Annotated in this window: 15 protein-coding genes; 1 reads left to right on the top strand and 14 read right to left on the bottom strand. The window is 33.3% G+C overall.

Features of this window, described 5'->3' with window-relative positions; all coding sequences use genetic code 11:
- Positions 1-6: 6 nt before the first annotated feature.
- The 14 genes from K322_RS0109160 to K322_RS0109095 form a co-directional block, all read right to left on the bottom strand.
- Positions 7-834 (bottom strand): glycosyltransferase family 2 protein, encoded by an 828-nt coding sequence (locus K322_RS0109160; protein WP_026626624.1) that lies wholly within the window; start codon positions 832-834, stop codon positions 7-9.
- Between the two features lie 32 nt (positions 835-866).
- Positions 867-1,472 (bottom strand): DapH/DapD/GlmU-related protein, encoded by a 606-nt coding sequence (locus K322_RS21290; RefSeq protein ID WP_026626623.1) that lies wholly within the window; start codon positions 1,470-1,472, stop codon positions 867-869.
- A 4-nt stretch (positions 1,473-1,476) separates the two neighbouring features.
- Complete coding sequence (locus K322_RS0109150) at positions 1,477-2,595, bottom strand: glycosyltransferase (protein ID WP_026626622.1); 1,119 nt, start codon at positions 2,593-2,595, stop codon at positions 1,477-1,479.
- Between the two features lie 11 nt (positions 2,596-2,606).
- The gene (locus K322_RS0109145) at positions 2,607-3,704 is read right to left on the bottom strand and encodes a glycosyltransferase (RefSeq protein WP_035331782.1); all 1,098 of its coding nucleotides are present in this window, start codon (positions 3,702-3,704) and stop codon (positions 2,607-2,609) included.
- Between the two features lies 1 nt (position 3,705).
- Positions 3,706-4,926, bottom strand: a complete 1,221-nt coding sequence (gene wzy, locus K322_RS0109140) for an oligosaccharide repeat unit polymerase (protein WP_026626620.1) — start codon at positions 4,924-4,926, stop codon at positions 3,706-3,708.
- 108 nt (positions 4,927-5,034) lie between these two features.
- On the bottom strand, positions 5,035-5,937 hold the full coding sequence (locus K322_RS19020) for a glycosyltransferase family 2 protein (RefSeq protein ID WP_051290725.1): 903 nt from the start codon (positions 5,935-5,937) through the stop codon (positions 5,035-5,037).
- A gap of 197 nt (positions 5,938-6,134) precedes the next feature.
- Positions 6,135-7,574 carry a flippase gene (locus tag K322_RS0109130; protein ID WP_026626619.1) on the bottom strand — a complete coding sequence of 480 codons (1,440 nt, stop codon included), beginning with the start codon at positions 7,572-7,574 and terminating at the stop codon, positions 6,135-6,137.
- 5 nt (positions 7,575-7,579) lie between these two features.
- Positions 7,580-8,638: a dTDP-glucose 4,6-dehydratase gene (rfbB, locus tag K322_RS0109125; protein ID WP_026626618.1), complete on the bottom strand. Its 1,059-nt coding sequence runs from the start codon at positions 8,636-8,638 to the stop codon at positions 7,580-7,582.
- 3 nt (positions 8,639-8,641) lie between these two features.
- Positions 8,642-9,505, bottom strand: a complete 864-nt coding sequence (rfbD, locus tag K322_RS0109120; protein WP_026626617.1) for a dTDP-4-dehydrorhamnose reductase — start codon at positions 9,503-9,505, stop codon at positions 8,642-8,644.
- A gap of 2 nt (positions 9,506-9,507) precedes the next feature.
- Complete coding sequence (gene rfbC / locus K322_RS0109115; RefSeq protein WP_026626616.1) at positions 9,508-10,077, bottom strand: dTDP-4-dehydrorhamnose 3,5-epimerase; 570 nt, start codon at positions 10,075-10,077, stop codon at positions 9,508-9,510.
- Positions 10,074-10,964, bottom strand: a complete 891-nt coding sequence (gene rfbA / locus K322_RS0109110) for a glucose-1-phosphate thymidylyltransferase RfbA (RefSeq protein ID WP_026626615.1) — start codon at positions 10,962-10,964, stop codon at positions 10,074-10,076. Before rfbA ends, rfbC begins: the two co-directional genes overlap by 4 nt.
- A gap of 1 nt (position 10,965) precedes the next feature.
- Positions 10,966-12,036 carry a Wzz/FepE/Etk N-terminal domain-containing protein gene (locus K322_RS0109105; protein ID WP_026626614.1) on the bottom strand — a complete coding sequence of 357 codons (1,071 nt, stop codon included), beginning with the start codon at positions 12,034-12,036 and terminating at the stop codon, positions 10,966-10,968.
- Between the two features lie 5 nt (positions 12,037-12,041).
- Positions 12,042-14,450: an SLBB domain-containing protein gene (locus K322_RS0109100; RefSeq protein WP_026626613.1), complete on the bottom strand. Its 2,409-nt coding sequence runs from the start codon at positions 14,448-14,450 to the stop codon at positions 12,042-12,044.
- Positions 14,451-14,484: 34 nt separating this feature from the next.
- A complete protein-coding gene (locus tag K322_RS0109095; protein ID WP_026626612.1) occupies positions 14,485-15,804 on the bottom strand; it encodes a UDP-glucose dehydrogenase family protein in 1,320 nt (439 codons plus the stop codon).
- 194 nt (positions 15,805-15,998) lie between these two features.
- On the opposite strand from K322_RS0109095, the gene porZ reads away from it, so the two are divergent.
- A complete protein-coding gene (gene porZ / locus K322_RS0109090; protein WP_026626611.1) occupies positions 15,999-18,374 on the top strand; it encodes a type IX secretion system anionic LPS delivery protein PorZ in 2,376 nt (791 codons plus the stop codon).
- Positions 18,375-18,416: the final 42 nt, after the last annotated feature.

Here is an 18,416-nt window from a genome sequence, read left to right as displayed (position 1 = left end):
AATACTCTATTTACTATTAATTAATTTAAGAGACGACAATATACGTTTATTAGCAATCTTTCGTTTTTTATCAAAAATCCAACCCCATTTATTAAAATAGGTTATAGCAGACTTAATATGTATAAACATCATTTTTTTACTTTTATAAGATTCTTTCTTATGGTCATGAATAATAGAAACGCGTGGATAAAAAATTGTTTTATATTTATCATGTATTCGTTTATAAAAATCAAAATCTTCACAGTACATAAAAAAACGATCATCAAATAAACCTACATCTCCTAAAATAGAAACTCTTAGAAACATAAAGCAACCGGACAAACAAGGAACATTCATTATTTGATTATAACCCGAATCTCTTAGTTCGTAATAATAGTTCCTTTTATTAATATATTTCTCAAATGGAATAAACCGACGCCCAAATAAATCAAGAGGTGTTGCTTGCAATTTACATAAATATTGAATTTCACCATCAGGATATGTTACCTTAGGCATAATTGATCCAACATCAGGGTTAACATCCATATATTCTTTCAATTCATCTAAAGAGTCTTTTTCGAAGTAAATATCGGGATTTAAAATAATATGATAGTCAGACTTTATCTTTATACTCTTCCTCAAAGCTATATTGTGAGCTCCTCCATAACCAATATTTTTCCCATTAAAAAAGTACTGAACTTTATCAGAAAAACCAATCAGTATATTTTTGAGATTATCTGTTGGCGAATTATCTATAATAAATACAATATCAATAATCGAAGATACGGCACAATTTAAGACTCTCGTTAATTCGTCTTTATCTGTATTATATAATACAATAGAAGCTGTTACCATTAAAGAATGTTTTATGAAAATTCGGGTTTTTATTACTTAATTACACGCTCCCAGCATTTTGTTTCAAAATTATATTTCTTCACAACTTTTGCGGGATTACCTACAGCAATAGAATAAGGTGGAATTGACTTTGTAACGTTCGATAAAGCCCCAATAACACAACCATCTCCTATTGTTACTCCTGGTAAAATACAAACAGATTCTCCGATCCAAACATTATTTCCAATTATGATAGGTTTAGCCGATAATTTCCTTTCTCTATACGGTATATCTAAATCATAAGGTACTCCTTCATCAAAATTCCCGTGACTAACATCTGAAATTAACGTTTTAGGCCCAATCCCGACATTATCACCTATAACAACCCTATTTAAAGCTGCAATATGAATAAAATCGCCTAAACGAACATCGTCGCCGATTTCAATTTTAATACCATTATGTGCCTCTTCATTAATAACTTCTATTCGGCAAAGCCTTCCTGCGGAAAAACCCTTACCTATAGAGATTTGTTTTCCATTTCGAATATCAAAAGGAAATCTTATAACTTTAGCTTGAGGATAAAATAATTTTGTCCTTATCAAGCAGCAAGCCATATAAATTTTATTAGAGAAGCTGTATTGTTTAATGTTACCTTGCATAAAATTACTTTAATAAAATATCAAATATCTTTTTCCATGACGAGACTACCGGCTCTTCAACACCCATTACTGGAACAGATTGTAAGAAAGTATAATCTCCATCTTTTACTCTTTTCATTTTCAATGCTAATTCAGAAGCATTATCGACATCAAAAAATGTAACTAAATCACATCCGCTGGCTGTTTCATGTGCATATGGTAAGTCTGCAATAATCATCGGTTTTTTATACTTAGAAAATTCAGATATGGGTAATCCCCACGTTTCTAATTTTGATGGGAATATAAGACAATCAGACTCTTCATAGTATGTATCAATATCCTTATGAGGAACCAAACCAATAAATTTTAATTCTTTTAAGCCAGAATATTTATTTACAATATTTCTAGAATATTTATTTTCAGAACCGTCTATAGTTTGAATCACTTGAAAATTATTGACACCTTCACTATTTAATATTTTAACGGCCTCACATACAATCTCAAAATTCTTGAAAATTCGGGGTAACGCAGGAAAAAAGAATGTATAAATCTGATTTGGTCTTTTACTCTCTATATCTGTAACGTTTTTTTCTGAAGGTCTTGGAGGATAAGCAACCACAATTTTTTTCTTCGAAAATGAATACATTGCTGAAAAAGCATTTCTTAACCAAGATTGCTGCACAATCAAGTAATTATTACTCTTCAAATTTATTCGATAAATATATTTAAAGAAGATTGCAAATAAGATATAACGAGCCCCCTCCGATAAATCCTTAAGTCTCCATTTATAAAATGGAGATGGATTATGCATATACAAAGCCTGTCTCTCTGTTTTAACTCGAGGCGTAGCGACTTGTAAAGATAGCCATAAGAAAGAGTTTAAATTTTGAGAGATTTTATTGAATCCACAATATTCATAATATAATCTTAACAACCAGTTATCAGCCTTTGGTATAGATATATATTTTACATTATCAATATCAAAAAGCTTTTCATCATGAACTATTGCTATAATTTCATATTGACTCCCCCACTCACTTGAAGATAAAAAAGAAAGTATGTCTTTGAAAATCGTCAAAGGACCTCCTGAATCAATGCTAACACCTGATACGACAATTGATTTCTTACTTATATTATTAAGCATACTCTTCTTTTTTATATTTTGTTTTCTTCTGTAAGCAATTTTTTGAACAGAGGTAATGTTGAAGCATAAGAATAGCTTTGCTCATAGACCCGTCTCGCCTCTGGATTATACTTCTGATCTCTTAGTTTAAGCATGTTTATTTTATTAACAAAGTCTTCAACAGAAGAACAAACAAATCCAATATCGGAAGTGACATTATATCCTTCAAAAGCCTCCTTTGTCCCAATGATGGTCTTTCCGTACATCAAAGCTTCTGCTGTCTTAACCTTCATGCCACTTCCTGAAAATATAGGCATAATCATAAAATCAGCTTTTTCATAAAAGTCAACAAGAGACTCAACACTATCATATATCTCTATATTCTTAGTTCTATCTATCGCCAACTTATTCATTCCAGACCCAACAATAATCAGATTAATATCAACAAGAGGTAGGACATTATCTACAAACCACGTAATACCCTGAACATTTGGATAAAAGTAACTTCCAATAAATAACGCTGTTTTTGTTTCATCAGAAATAGAAGGAGGTTCTATCCTATTGCGATTATCATAGATATCTGGCAAACTTATAGGAATACACAAATCAACCTTTCTCATGTATCTATTCTCTATAGCACAGGTATCTCTATCATTTAATGCAACAATTTTATCAGAATATTTACAAGCTGCAATCTCATTAACCTTAGATAGATATAAATATATTTTTTTCTTCAAACCGCCATAAGGAGCATCACAAATAAGATCGTATTCCAAATTATGAAAAAAAGTTATTACAGATAATTTTGGATACTTATGTTTTAATCTTTTAGCTAATCTACCAGCCATAGAAGAATCTAAAAAAACAATAGAAATATTTTCATTTCTTATCAGATAGTCAATCTCTTTTAAAACAGAAAAAGAAATATCATACATATAGCGATTCAAAAAAGTCTCAAATTTATACCTCCACTTTTTGAGTTTGTTCAACTCTCCAGTATCAACTCTAAACAAATTTTCAGGGCCACAAAGGCTTAATAGCATTTCATAATTTCTTTGAGAACACTTTCCCCCTCCAACCATAGGGCCATAACCCTTAGTTACAAATAAGATTTTTGGTATTGATGACATATTATTTATTGGTTTTGGGTACAATATTTTGTGCTAAAACGATAATTAAATATAAAAAAACAAAACCTATGAGAACCATAGAATACTCAGCAATAACCCCACTCATTGTAGGAAACAAGAGTGTCACAAAAGCTAATTCATTTGAGTATTGAAATTTTAAATATCTAGCAAATCTAAAAACAATTATTATAACAAATAATTGGATAAATGCATTTATCACTAGTAATAATGGTGACTTAAACAGAGATATCAACCAATTACCTTGCGTTCCAGCCATAAATGTGACCTTACCATCATTGTCCTCATCAACAAAGTTTACCATTATTTTTTCAGGATATAATGTTGGTTGAAAAATGGGCCCAAATATTCCAGAAAGGAAACGTTTTAGATAATAAGAATACTCTAGATTTTGACTTGACAAATAAAAATACGCAGGATATTGAATAATTACAGCCGAATTAGAGAAAGAAGATAAACGTCCAGCTAATTTACCAGTCAAAAGAGATTCAGTATCCAACTTCTCATTATTTTCTATTGACTCTCCTTTTCTCTGCCCATCCCGAATATTATATAGAAAAGCAATGGAAGTAGGAACTAAATAGAGTAAAACGATAACAATCACAAGATATTTTTTAACAAATGAGTAAATAAAATCAAAGTAACGAATAAAAAGAAAAATTGGAAGAGATACAAAATAAAATAAACTACTTCTTAACAATGATATTAATAGAACTAATAGGCATACAATTACAATATTTTTCCAGCTTGATGACGTAAAAATAAAAAAACCAACCATAACCATAATGCTGATTCTATTAGTTATTTGAATTATCAAAGTGATAACAAATGGAGCCTGATAAACATCCGACATCATTTTTCCAGCTCCCCACACCAATGTGATCAATATATTCCAAATACAAACAATATAAAAAATATTATTTACAATATTAGAAGGTAGAAATGCTATTGTTTTCTTAGGCTCTCTTTTTTTATAATATTTATATATCTTATATAATAACAAATAAGGAATAATTGTAAAAAATAGATTAAAAAGCAGAATGGGAATACCTAATCCAACATCAACATTATTATAATCTCCATTATAATATGAATATCTCAAAGCATAATAAAAACAACAAATACTCAACAAACAAAATATAAGGGTTATTATTTTTATTGATTGTTTTTGCGATTTTTTTCGTTCTATTTTTTGTCCTTCCATTAAACTCTTTTTTAACTAAATACGCATCATTAATATTTAAAAATTTAGAAGGAATATCACATCTAAATAAATTAAATGTTAATACTTACTATTATGAACAATTTTATTTCAAACATTAACAAATTCTTTGTAGAGACTAAGTTTACGGGTCCAATATTCTTTCCATTTTTTTTTATAATAGGAATGAACTAAGATACGCTGTTTTATCACAAGTAAATGCAATAGTTTTACTAAATATGCTCTATTATTACCCATTGTCAACTTATTATATATAAACTGACTTTGAAGACGCATCCGCTCACGCTTTTCTTTAAAATCACCAAAACTCTTCCCTTCTAAATGCTGAATAAAAGCTCCTGGTACACTTACAATTTTATATCCAGATTTTTTGATTCTAAACGTTAATTCGGTTTCTTCATAATACATAAAAAAATTAGAATTATAATATCCAACTTCATCTAAAACAGATTTACGCACCATCATATCTGCACCTGTAACATAACCTACATCTAATGGCTTATTACTATGATTAAATTCTATATTCTTCCCATAACAAATTTTATCGAGTAAGCCCATCGATAAATTATTCAACTCAGAACATATGCCAGGAAGCCTACGTTGAAATGAATGGGTCGGTTTCAGATCTTCATCAAATAAATTCCCTCCGCAAACCCCAACCAATTGGTTATTGTCCAAGAAGTTTGATAAAATTTCAATCGCATTATTCATTATAATAGTATCTGGGTTCAAAAAAAAAATATTCCTACCCTTCGAGACCTTTATTCCTTCATTATTCGCCAAACCAAAACCTAAATTTTGATTATTCTCTATAAGGATAACTTCTGGAAACTTTTTCTTTATAACCTCAATAGAATCATCAGAAGAGTGGTTATCTACAACAATAATTTCATAGCCTATACTTCCTATTTTATTCAAAAGAGAATTAATTGCATCAATCAATAATTTTATTGTATTATAATTGACTATTATTACAGAAACATCTATTTTCATCTGATTATTAAAAAATTTATATATCTAAAAAACACAAAATATATTTGATCACATCTTGATTTCTTATTTTTTGAACATTTTACTAACAAAATGATATTTTAAAATCTTTAAAAGCTCAAAAAAACAATAGTTTTCCTCTAAAATATATGTGTTCAATTATCAGAAATCAGACAAAACGACTTCTTCAAATATATTAGTCATCGGATTTTATTGAGGAAGAACTTATATAAATTGACACACAATTCATTTTTTAAAATAAATACCTGAGATACTAAAAAGTATAATAACCCTAATATAATACTAACTAAACAGATATATACAGGATTTTGAAAAAAATATTGAGAAAACCAACATAAAAACAAATATGGAACAGATAACGATGCATTTATAAGGATCTTTTTATAGGGAAAACTTAACTTTAGGATCCCTCTTGAGAAATAAACAGCACAAAATAATACTGTAAGTTCTGATACCAATATTACGATTGCAGAACCAACACTAGCAAAATTTTTCACAAGAACAATATTTAATATAAGGCCTACAACAGCACCAATTATGGCATTATATAAAACGTAATTATCATGTTTAAAAGGCATCAAAATTTGGATTACGTATATCTGAGCTATACCCACAACCAATACTAATGGCATTATTATTCTCATTGGAACAATAGCATGTTCATATCCTAATCCTGCAATTAAAAAAATTATCTGAGGGGTTAAAACAAGTGTAATTGCTATAATAGGAAAACAAAAAAGGAATAAAACATTAAATGATTTATCTAAAATAGATATTATATGATTCATTTTTTTTTCTTCAATTAAAACACTTACTCTTGGCATAATAACACCTGTAAATGCTGTAAACACAGCAAGAATTATTGTATATAATTTAATAGCTGTTGTATAATAACCAACCTCAGCCTCTGTTGAAACAAAACCTAGATAAACAACATTAAACGTGGTATACATTGATGTTAACAGAGCATAAACTCCAGCTTTCAGAACTGGAGCTAAATATTTTTTAAGTTTAAGATCCAGAAAGGAAATACGAATAAAATTTCTACTATAAATAATATTAAATATTCCATTTACTAAAACCATACAAACAGTCAGTAGATAGTACATTTCGTAATCATCGGGCTTCTTGACTAAAAGAAATATTAGTAAAATGTATATAACTTTTATAAGTATACTTCGAACAGTTATATACCGAAAGTTTTCAATTCCTTTATAAAACCATTCTATTAAGAATAAGGTAAATAAAATTTTTGCACCTCCTATATATAGCAGATTATTGTAATTCTTTAAATCGGAATCAAAGAAGATCACTAAAAAGAAAATAATTAACGAAACAATAGTAAACAAAATATTCAAGACAAACAAACTTGAAAATGTTTTACTTAAAGTTTCTTCACCTCCTAGAGCCTTAGATTTGGCTATTTCTCTCACACCAATGACAGCTAATCCCATTGTGGCAAACAAAACAAAATAACTAACAATACTATCAACAAAATTACATTTACCTATATTAGAGACACCTAATATTCTTGAAACATACGGAAATGTAATTAATGGAAATATATAGTTTGCAATAGTTAAAATTGAACTATAGAAGAAATTTTTTTTTAGACTCATCTATCTTATTTATACATCTTCTTATAATACTCCTGATAATCTCCCGATGTTACATTATCCATCCATTCCTGATTATCGAGATACCATTGTACTGTTTTTTCTATCCCTTCTTCAAATTGTAGAGATGGCTCCCATCCTAATTGATTTTTCAACTTATTAGAATCAATAGCATAACGTAAGTCGTGCCCTGCTCGGTCTGTCACGTATGTAATTAAAGAATCAGATGTTCCTTCTGCATGTCCGAGCAAACGGTCTACAGTTTTGATAATAACTTTTATAAGATCTATATTTTTCCACTCATTGAAACCTCCGATGTTATAAGTATCGGCAATATCTCCCTTATGGAAAATTACATCAATGGCACGAGCATGATCTACTACATACAGCCAATCTCGGACATTCTCGCCTTTACCATATACAGGTAACGGCTTTTTATGTCTTATATTGTTTATAAATAGAGGTATTAGTTTTTCGGGAAATTGGTATGGTCCATAATTATTACTGCAGTTAGTAACAATTATAGGTAAACCATAAGTATCATGGAAAGCACGAACAAAGTGATCGCTGCTAGCCTTACTTGCCGAATATGGACTATGTGGGTCATACTTTGTATCTTCGGTAAAGAAGGTCCCGTCAAACTCCAAAGTTCCGTATACTTCATCTGTTGAAATATGATAAAATCGATTATTGGTATAAGGTGCAGTCCATAATTCTTTTGCTGCTTGCAATAACGATAATGTACCCATAACATTAGTTTGAGCAAATGTAAATGGATCCTTGATACTTCTATCAACATGGCTTTCGGCCGCCAAATGTATCACATTGTCTATTTCATATTTTTTGAAAATATCCAATATCTGATTAAAGTCGCAAATATCAGCTTTAACAAAAGTGTAATTAGGCTTATCTTCAATATCCGTCAGGTTAGCTAAATTTCCGGCATAAGTAAGTTTGTCCAGATTTATTATATGATAATCCGGATATTTATTTACAAATAAACGTACCACATGAGAGCCTATAAAACCAGCTCCTCCTGTTATTAATATATTACGGGTAAAATTCATCTTTCAGTTGTTTTTAAGTTTATTGATACATTTGGTTAATGACACCTTCCAATAAGGCACTTCGAATTGAAAATCTCTCTTGACTTTCGTCTTATCCAATACGGAAAAAGCAGGTCGTGTTACCTTACTCGGAAATTCATCCGAATGACAAGGCTGTATGTCACAATCCGTTCCAGCTATAAATGATATTTCCTTCGCAAAATCATACCACGAACATACCCCTTCGTTACTGAAATGGTATATTCCCTGATGTTGTTCGTATTGTCTCTTTTCTATAAGAGAAAAGATCAGTTTCCCCAAATCTCCGGCATAAGTCGGAGAACCGACCTGATCGAAAACAACCTTAAGAGAATCTTTCTCCGTTGTTAGCCGAATCATGGTTTTAACAAAATTATTTCCGAATTCGGAGTAAAGCCAAGCTGTTCTGAAAATAAGATATTTGCACCCTACCCTCCGAATAGCATCTTCTCCTGCTAATTTTGTTTTTCCATAAACTCCCAAAGGAGATGTTGCCTGTTCTTCGGTACAAGGTAGATTTCCTTTTCCTGAAAAAACATAATCGGTAGATACATGTATTAATGTACAGTCATACTCTTTTGCAACAATAGCCAAATTTTCTACAGCTTTATTGTTTATCAAATCACACAATTCGACATCATCCTCAGCTTTATCTACATTAGTATATGCTGCACAATTTACAATAACATCAATATTATTTTGCTTTACGAAGGCACGTATATCTAACAGGCTTGTGATATCCAGCTCTGCTACATCTGTGAAGAAATAAGAATCTTTATTACTCTCTTTGGATAACAATCTCATTTCATTACCCAATTGGCCGTTAGCACCTGTTATAAGTATGTTCATAATCAATAGAGCTTTTCGTTATAATCAAACAACCATTCGGCATCTGATAATACCGGATGATTTTTATCTTTTTCCGAAAGGATTATTTTATCATCTGCTATTTTCCAATCGATATTCAATGCAGGGTCGTTCCATGCAATAGCTCCTTCATTTTGTGGTGCATAAAAACTATCACACTTATACTGAAAGATAACTTCTTCACTTAGCACTACAAAACCGTGAGCAAAGCCCCTTGGTACAAAAAACTGACGTTTATTGTCTTCTGTAAGTTCTACGGCAACATGCTGACCGAATGTAGGAGATCCTTTACGAATATCAACAGCAACATCCAACACCGAACCTTTTACAACTCTCACCAACTTAGATTGCGCATACGGTGGTTTTTGAAAGTGTAATCCTCTCAGAACTCCATATGAGGATTTTGATTCATTGTCTTGTACAAATTCCGTCTTACAAACTTCTGCATCAAAGAATTTTTTTGAGAAGGATTCCATGAAATATCCCCTATCATCTTTAAAAACTCTTGGTTCAAGAATTACAACTCCTTCTATGTCAGTTTTTATTATGTTCATTTTTTCTTTTTTGATTCGTTTACAGTCTTTATCAAATATTGCCCATACTGATTCTTAATCATCGGTTGAGCTAACTCTTCCATCTTCTCGGCAGTAATCCATCCTTGATCGAAAGCAATGCTCTCTAAACAGGCTATTTTCAAACCTTGGCGTTTTTCCAAAACCTCCACAAAAACACTTGCCTCACTTAACGAATCGTGTGTTCCGGTATCCAACCAGGCAAAACCTCTGCCCAATAACTGAACTTTTAGCTCTTGATCATTCAAAAATTCTTGATTAACAGTCGTTATTTCGAGCTCACCTCTTGCCGATGGTTTTATATTTTTAGCCACATCCACAACTTTATTAGGGTAAAAATATAAACCTACCACCGCATAATTTGATTTAGGATCTTCCGGTTTTTCCTCTATACTCAAAACATTCCCTTGCTTATCAAACTCGGCAACACCATAGCGTTCTGGATCACTCACCCAATATCCAAAAACAGTAGCTTTATTTTCATTCTCTGCTGTTTTAACAGCATTTTTCAACATTTCTGTGAGACCATGTCCATAGAAGATATTATCCCCTAATACAAGACATACAGAATCATCTCCGATAAATTTTTCTCCGATAATAAACGCCTGAGCTAGGCCATCGGGAGACGGTTGTTCTGCATATTCAAATTTCACCCCATAATCACTGCCATCACCTAATAATCTTTTAAATCCGGGAAGATCGGTTGGTGTTGATATAATCAATATCTCGCGGATACCAGCCAGCATTAAAACAGACACCGGATAATAAATCATGGGCTTATCATAAACAGGCAAAAGCTGCTTACTGACTCCTTTAGTTATTGGATACAGACGTGTACCGGATCCTCCGGCTAAAACTATCCCTTTCATATTATGATTTTAAATTATTCAAAAAGTCTTTTCCTAAAATATAGCCACAACTACCAACTGCAAATACTAAAATAAAACCTATCACAATTAATTTCTTATTGGGTTTAGTTGGAATCAATGGTATTATTGCCGGTTGAATAACAGTATAAACAGGTGTTTGATCTTGTACTTTGACTTTGGCAACCTGCAGTTGTTGAGCAACCTGATTATATACATTATATGCAAGAGTTACTTCATTTTGTAATTTATCCTGATTTACTCGATAACTTGCCAAAATCACATTTTGATTTCGATCTAAGTAATCTGCATATTTTTGTTGAGCTTTATTATAATCACTTTTAGATTCATTATAAAGCTTTTCGGCAAAAACAAGATCTGCTCTAGCTTTCTCTGTCCTGTATTTTATTATATAAGACTGTAGATATGAAGTTAAAGTATCCGCAACAGTTGCTGAGATCACTGCACTCTGCATTGTAGAAGCCAATGTTATAATTCCAGTTTTCTTATCAATAGATATAGTTGCCCTTTCTTTAAGACTTTCAATTACATCAACTTCGTCACTTGTCAATATCAACTTATTTTCCATGGAAGGCTTTTCTTCCTTTTTTGAAGAAAAGAGCCCAGTTACTAATTTAGGCACTCCTAATATATAAGTCCACCATGCTGATTTTTGCTCATCTTTTATGTATGAAAAAAGAGTTGTATCTATCTTTTTTTTAGGATCAGAGACATGTATTTGAGATAGCCCTAAGATAAAAGGAGTTGATTCCATTATATTAGGGTAAACATCACTGGATAAGTCTCCAGAAGTACTGGTTCCCCCCAGATTTATACCAGCCATTGCAGCTAAAGCCCCAGCATTTCCCAAAGATCCACCTTCTTTTGATTCCGGAGCTAATATTACCGTTGTAGAATATTCTTTCGGAATACTAAAAGCAATAATAATACCTATAAGCAAACCGACACCTGAAACTTTTAGAATAAACTTTCGTTTATTCCAAAGTTTCTTTCCAAGCTCAATCAGGTCTATTTCTTTTTCTTCTGAAATATTTTTATTTACGTCTGTTCCCATCACCTTTATTTCATTGTATTGATTAATACTCCGATCAAACTAGCCATAGACGTAACACTTGATCCTAAACTCAGAATTTCAGCCATAGACATACGTCGAGCTTGCTCTTTACTTGGTATTATAATTTCACTTCCCGGCTGTATTGCATTTCGGTCAGATCCTTTAATTTTACTAACCGTTCCGTTCATGTATATAACGAATGATCTGCTTTTCTTTGCATTGTCTGTATATCCTCCTGCCTGATTTATATAATAAGATAATTTTTCACCTTTCTTATATACAACTGTATTGGGATACATAACTGCTCCATTTATTTTTACTGTATTGTCATATTCGGGTACGATTAATCTGTCTCCGGTACGCAGAACCAAATCATAGTCAGATCCCGGATTAGCTAAAGCTTTATCCAATTCTATCCCAACATTATAGGTAGGAGCCAAGTCAAGGGTCTTTACTGATATAGAGTCCTTTCCTCCTTGATTAGCTACTTTTAAAGCAGCCTGAGACCTGAACTGTTCTTCATCGGAACGTTGACGGACAAGTCTAGCTCCTCGGGCAAAAGCATCCGGAGTCAGATTTCCTGCTCTCTTCACAAGATCAGAGATTCTTTCTGTTTTTTTATTCAACGCATAAGTTCCCGGGAACAACAACTCTCCAGCTATAGCCACATTCTGCTGTTCATGATATCCTGGACTTCTTCTAACATAAACTTGGTCATAAGGTTTCAGGACAAAGCCTTGTTCTCCGTCAATAACTAACCCATCTTTAATCCCAAAAGAATAATTATCTGATAAAGATCTATTAACAGTCATACTATTAGGGTCAATAATACGACGGGCAACATCAACCCTTACAATAGAAGCCGACTCTAGCAAACCGCCGGCCTGAACAATAAGATCTTCTAGAGTAGTATTATCAGCATATTGGTAATTTCCCGGACGGGCAACTTCTCCATGAACAACAAAATCTCCAAATTCTTTAAGATCGCTTAAAGCAGGGATATATAAGATGTCATTCTTGCGGAGTACTATATCCTGTCCATTTTCATATAAGAGCTTTCTAAGATCAACAGAAATAATCTCTGTTGTCAAATCTTCTTTTTCACGAGTCAGTACAGCTCTGTTTAAGAAAGCATCTCCTCTGATACCATCTGCAGCTGTAATAAGATCTTTAATCGTATTTATTTTTTTACCAATCTCGTAATAACCTGATCTGTATACAGCTCCTTTGATTTCAACCCTATTATCAAACAGGTCTAATCCGGTAGCGATTGTCACAACATCTTTATCTTTCAAAATAAAAGAGGCAAATTCGTTTTCATCTACCGTAAATATTTTCTTTTCTGTTCCTGTTCCTCGTACTATTCTTAGCTTTTTAGTATAGGCATCTCCGGTAAAGCCTCCTGCATAGCTAATTAATGTGGCTAACGACTCTTTCCCTGTCATTTCATAATACATCGGACGTTTCACCTCTCCGGATATATCCACCAAAGAAACATAAGGAGGAACCACGATAACATCATTATCCATTAAACGAATATCATCATTGAGTTTTCCATCCAACAGATACTTATAAATATCAAGTTCTTTTATCAGCTTATTGTTTCTATATAATTTAACAGAACGCAATGAGCCTATATTATTAATTCCCCCGGCCCTGTATAATGCATGAAAAACAGAAGAAAGCGAAGAAAGCGAATAAGTTCCCGGAACAGCAACTTCACCCCAAACATTTATCTGGATAGTACGGATTTGTCCAAGAGTCAATTTTATTTGCGAAGCACCGCCATCAGCACCCACTCCGGCATAAATGGAAGAGAATTTTCTCTGCACAAAATCATTTGCTTCTTTGATAGTCATTCCATTAAGAAATACCGGCCCTAAACGATCAACTGTAATACTTCCTTCGGATGATATCGTTTGTTGAAGTGTAGTCTGAGAAACACCCCATATATTAATTATAACCTCATCTCCGGGTCCCAGACGATAATCTAACGGAGTCGGAATATTCACATTCGGACTAAATGAGAGATTCTTGTTATTAAAAATATTACGTCCAAAAACTTTTTCCTGATCAGAAACTTCTCCAACTGAAGTAGCCTCTGTGCTTATTTCATCTAAAGCCCCGACTGCCATATCTTCCTGTGGATTTTCACGCCTCTGCTGACTTAAAGACTGACTGCTTTTACTACTGATATCTGTAGAAGTCTGTTCTTTTTCGTATTGTTGCTTAATTCTTTCCAATTGGCTTTTGGTAACCCCTTTTTGGAGCAGACTTGTTGCAATAACCTGCTGCGAAGTTCCTTTAGCATACTCCTGCTTCACATAGTCTGCCACTTGCTGATCGGACATTTGAGCCAATACAGAACCAGCATAACTTAATAAAAGAAAAAAAGAGAAAATAATTTTCTTCATCTGATTTTATAACTTACTTATATTGTATAAATTATTATTTCGCCCCAATACAATAGTATTCAAATTTTAATTTTTTCAGGTCTTCCCCATTATAAATATTACGTCCATCTATAATCAACCGGGTATTCATCAGTTTCTTTATAGCTGGCCATGAAGGAAGCCTGAATTCATTCCATTCCGTAACAAGAAATATTGCATCCGAGTTTACTGTTGCATCATACATATCTTTTGCATAAGTAACAGTATCACCTATTTTTCGTCTCGTTTCGTTCATCGCAACAGGGTCATAGACCTTCACTTTCACTCCTTCCCTAATCAGTTTTTCAATCAAGACTAAAGACGGAGCTTCCCTCATATCATCGGTTTTTGGCTTAAAAGCTAATCCCCATATTGTAACGGTTTTACCTTCTATATCGCCTTTATAGAAATTGTTGAATTTTTCAAACAATACTCCCTTTTGATATTCATTGACTTCTTCTACGGCTTTTAGGACTTTCATATTGTACCCTTTAGCACTTGCCGTCTTAATCAATGCTTTCACATCCTTCGGAAAACAACTGCCCCCATATCCACAACCGGGATATAAAAAGTTTTTTCCAATCCGGTTATCAGCTCCAATCCCTGCACGCACCATATTCACATCTGCACCTACAATATCACAAAGATTAGCAATATCATTCATAAAGCTGATACGGGTTGCCAACATTGCATTAGCTGCATATTTGATCATTTCGGCTGAAGGTATATCTGTATAAATTATACGATAATTATTCAAAGTGAATGGCTTATACAACCGATCCATCACTTCTTTCGCCTGATCCGATTCTACTCCCACAACAACTCTGTCGGGACTCATAAAATCATCAATAGCAGCACCTTCCTTTAAAAACTCGGGATTTGAAGCGACATCAAATTTCAAATCGGACAGACCTCTTTTATCCAATTCTTCCTGAATTGCTTTTTTCACAAGTTGAGCAGTACCAACAGGCACAGTACTCTTTGTTACAACTAAAACATACTTAGAAAGATTCTTCCCTATTGTACGAGCTACTTCCAATACATATTTTAAATCGGCTCTACCATCCTCATCCGGAGGCGTACCAACCGCACTGAATACAACATCAACATGATTCAAGATAGCTCCGAGATCAGTAGAAAACTGCAAACGACCGGCCTTATAATTTCTTATAACCATATCTTCCAAACCGGGCTCATATATCGGAACAATTCCTTGCTTGAGATTCTTTATCTTTTCAGAATCCACATCAATACAATGAACATCAATCCCCATTTCAGAAAAACATGTACCCGTTACCAAACCAACATATCCGGTTCCGACTATTGCTATTTTCATACAGATATTAAACTTATCTTTATATTAAAAATACACAAAAATAAGACATAAATAGATGCATAACAAAGTTCTTCCGAGATAATCAACAGATCTATCTTCCTAGAAAATAATAATTATTTAATAAATAAAGTATTATTATATCTTTGCTCTGTATTCTATTTATGCTACCATCAAACCCCTTAATACAGAAGGTCATGATTAATAAACGAATTAATATAGTTTTTATTATCTGTTCATTATTTTTTACAACGAATTCGTTATTTGCAGTTCCTTACTGGAGCAACCACATATCGTATTCGGCAAATATTAATCAAATAATAAAAAACGGAAATATAATATTTGCACTTACCGATGGAAAATTATTCAGCTATAATACAGATGATAACAGCTTCGAGTCCTACATCAGAAACACCGGAGGCAATGCCGATATTCAGCAAATAGCATATAGCAGCAACAATAAATGTATGCTGCTAGTTCGTTCGGATGCAAATATAGAAATATTATACGAGGACAAATCGTTCATAGATATAGATGGCCTTAAGATTTACCCCCTAAGTATTGATAAAACCATTAATAATATTTTCATCGATGGCGATGACGCATACCTTTCGGCAAACTTTGGATTTACAATTATTAATCTGAAAAACAAGGAAATAAAAGAATCGGGAGTATTTAATTTTCCTTTTTATTCAATCGCATCTTTCGGTAATAAATTATACGCTTCAACCAGCCGAGGCATATATCGTATTGATAAATCTAAGAATCTTATTGATTTTAACAATTGGGAGCTCTTTAAAATAAACACTCTTTACAACGGGACAGATTATCCGTTCGAAGATAGCAGCATAAAGCAGTTGACCACTTTCAATGATAAACTTATTTTCCTTGTTCCGGATACAGCTGTGTATTATATGGAAAACGAATCTTCCGTTCGATTACTGGTTGCAAATAATGAATTGAACCGAATAGAAGTTACCAATAATAACCACCTGCTGGTTTGTTCGAAAAACAGCTGCCGAGACTATAGCAGCTTAAACAATATGACAAAAGTGGATATCAGCAACCTCAAACACATCATATCGAACGGAAATAATACCATGGAGTATTGGATGTCATCAGAGGGTAATAATCTGAGCCTGATTAAACGGAACAACTCCGAAGGGTACGATTTTATAGAAGATAAAAGATGGCTGAAACCCGAAGGCCCTTCCAGCAACTATCCATTCTCCTTAACTATAGGAAACAACCAATTGATCGTAACCGGAGGAGGATACACAAATATAAATACACAAAGAGACAACCGGGGAGCCAGCCTGTCGATATTAAAGAACAACAGATGGACGAATACATATTCGAGTGAAATAAGTGAACAGAGCGGTATTAATTCCCTTGATTTGGTATCAGCGATAAGCGACCCTGCCGATCCTAATCATATATTCGCAGGAAGCTGGGGTGAGGGATTATATGAATTCGAAGGAAATGCTTTCAAAAACAGATACGATAAAGAAAACAGCCCTATTGAAGAGATTGTGGTAAAGACCGAAAACGGCGGTTATTGGACAACAACCCGTGTCGGAGAAATGGTTTTCGATAAAAATTCGAACCTCTGGGTATTAAACTCTTTGGTTGAAAATGTAATTAAAGTGTACAAAAAGAATGGAGAATGGGCTGAGTTATACTATCCCGAAATATCAAAAACACAGATTGAAACCAATGCGAAAACTATTCTGATAGACAAGTATTCTAATAAATGGATATCGAGTATAGGAGGAGGAAGCCCGTATATTTTTATATTCAATGACAACGGAACACTAATTCCGAACGATAAGAAAAAGATGATAAGCACCTTCACCGACCAAAACGGAAACAGCCTGAGTATAAACGCAGTATTTGACCTCAAGGAAGACCGTCAGGGTAATATGTGGGTGGCTACAGATATAGGACCCTTTACAATAAAAGGAGTCAGCAGTATATTGTCCTCAAACACGATACCTCCTCTGAATAAGATTTATGTAGAACGAGAAGGCAACAGCAATGCACTTGCTCCTTTACTCGAAAATATCGAAACAAAAGTCATTGCCATTGATGGAGCTAATCGTAAATGGATCGGAACAGAAACCAACGGATTATATTTAATCGATTCGGACAATAGTTCTTTGGAACATTTCACCATGAGCAACAGTCCCCTACCCTCCGATAATATACTTTCGCTGGCAATCGATAATCAAACAGGAGTTGTGTATATCGGTTCGGCACGCGGGCTAGTTTCATACAAAGGCGGGGCAACACAAGGAGCGGACAACTTCTCTAATGTATATGCCTATCCCAATCCTGTAAAACCTGATTATACAGGACCTATTTCGATCACCGGTCTGAAAGAAAATTCATCGGTAAAAATCACCGATATCAAAGGAAACCTCATTAATCGGGGTAAATCACTCGGCGGACAGTATAACTGGGATGGATTAAACGCTAAAGGAAAACGGGTCGACACAGGGGTTTACATTGTTTTTGGATCATCAGAGGATGGATCCGAAGGAGTAGTTACAAAAATAATGGTTGTAAATTAAGCAGTCTTTCGGATATATAGAGTTTGTTTCAATTTTACGGCT

This window comes from Indolivaga capnocytophagoides DSM 22835 (assembly GCF_000426485.1).
Lineage (GTDB): Bacteria > Bacteroidota > Bacteroidia > Bacteroidales > Dysgonomonadaceae > Dysgonomonas_A > Dysgonomonas_A capnocytophagoides.
The sequence above is the reverse complement of the archived record's forward strand: the minus strand, read 5'-3'. Positions and strand labels throughout refer to the sequence as shown.

Bases quoted from the DNA above. Each gene is read 5' to 3' on its own strand.
- K322_RS0109145 (WP_035331782.1), bottom strand. From the start codon at position 3,704: ATGTCATCAATACCAAAAATCTTATTTGTAACTAAGGGTTATGGCCCT.
- K322_RS19020 (WP_051290725.1), bottom strand. From the start codon at position 5,937: ATGAAAATAGATGTTTCTGTAATAATAGTCAATTATAATACAATAAAA.
- rfbA (WP_026626615.1), bottom strand. From the start codon at position 10,964: ATGAAAGGGATAGTTTTAGCCGGAGGATCCGGTACACGTCTGTATCCA.
- K322_RS21290 (WP_026626623.1), bottom strand. From the start codon at position 1,472: ATGCAAGGTAACATTAAACAATACAGCTTCTCTAATAAAATTTATATG.
- K322_RS0109100 (WP_026626613.1), bottom strand. From the start codon at position 14,450: ATGAAGAAAATTATTTTCTCTTTTTTTCTTTTATTAAGTTATGCTGGT.
- K322_RS0109160 (WP_026626624.1), bottom strand. From the start codon at position 834: ATGGTAACAGCTTCTATTGTATTATATAATACAGATAAAGACGAATTA.
- K322_RS0109130 (WP_026626619.1), bottom strand. From the start codon at position 7,574: ATGAGTCTAAAAAAAAATTTCTTCTATAGTTCAATTTTAACTATTGCA.
- porZ (WP_026626611.1), top strand. From the start codon at position 15,999: ATGATTAATAAACGAATTAATATAGTTTTTATTATCTGTTCATTATTT.
- rfbC (WP_026626616.1), bottom strand. From the start codon at position 10,077: ATGAACATAATAAAAACTGACATAGAAGGAGTTGTAATTCTTGAACCA.
- rfbD (WP_026626617.1), bottom strand. From the start codon at position 9,505: ATGAACATACTTATAACAGGTGCTAACGGCCAATTGGGTAATGAAATG.
- K322_RS0109105 (WP_026626614.1), bottom strand. From the start codon at position 12,036: ATGGGAACAGACGTAAATAAAAATATTTCAGAAGAAAAAGAAATAGAC.
- wzy (WP_026626620.1), bottom strand. From the start codon at position 4,926: ATGGAAGGACAAAAAATAGAACGAAAAAAATCGCAAAAACAATCAATA.
- rfbB (WP_026626618.1), bottom strand. From the start codon at position 8,638: ATGAATTTTACCCGTAATATATTAATAACAGGAGGAGCTGGTTTTATA.
- K322_RS0109150 (WP_026626622.1), bottom strand. From the start codon at position 2,595: ATGCTTAATAATATAAGTAAGAAATCAATTGTCGTATCAGGTGTTAGC.
- K322_RS0109095 (WP_026626612.1), bottom strand. From the start codon at position 15,804: ATGAAAATAGCAATAGTCGGAACCGGATATGTTGGTTTGGTAACGGGT.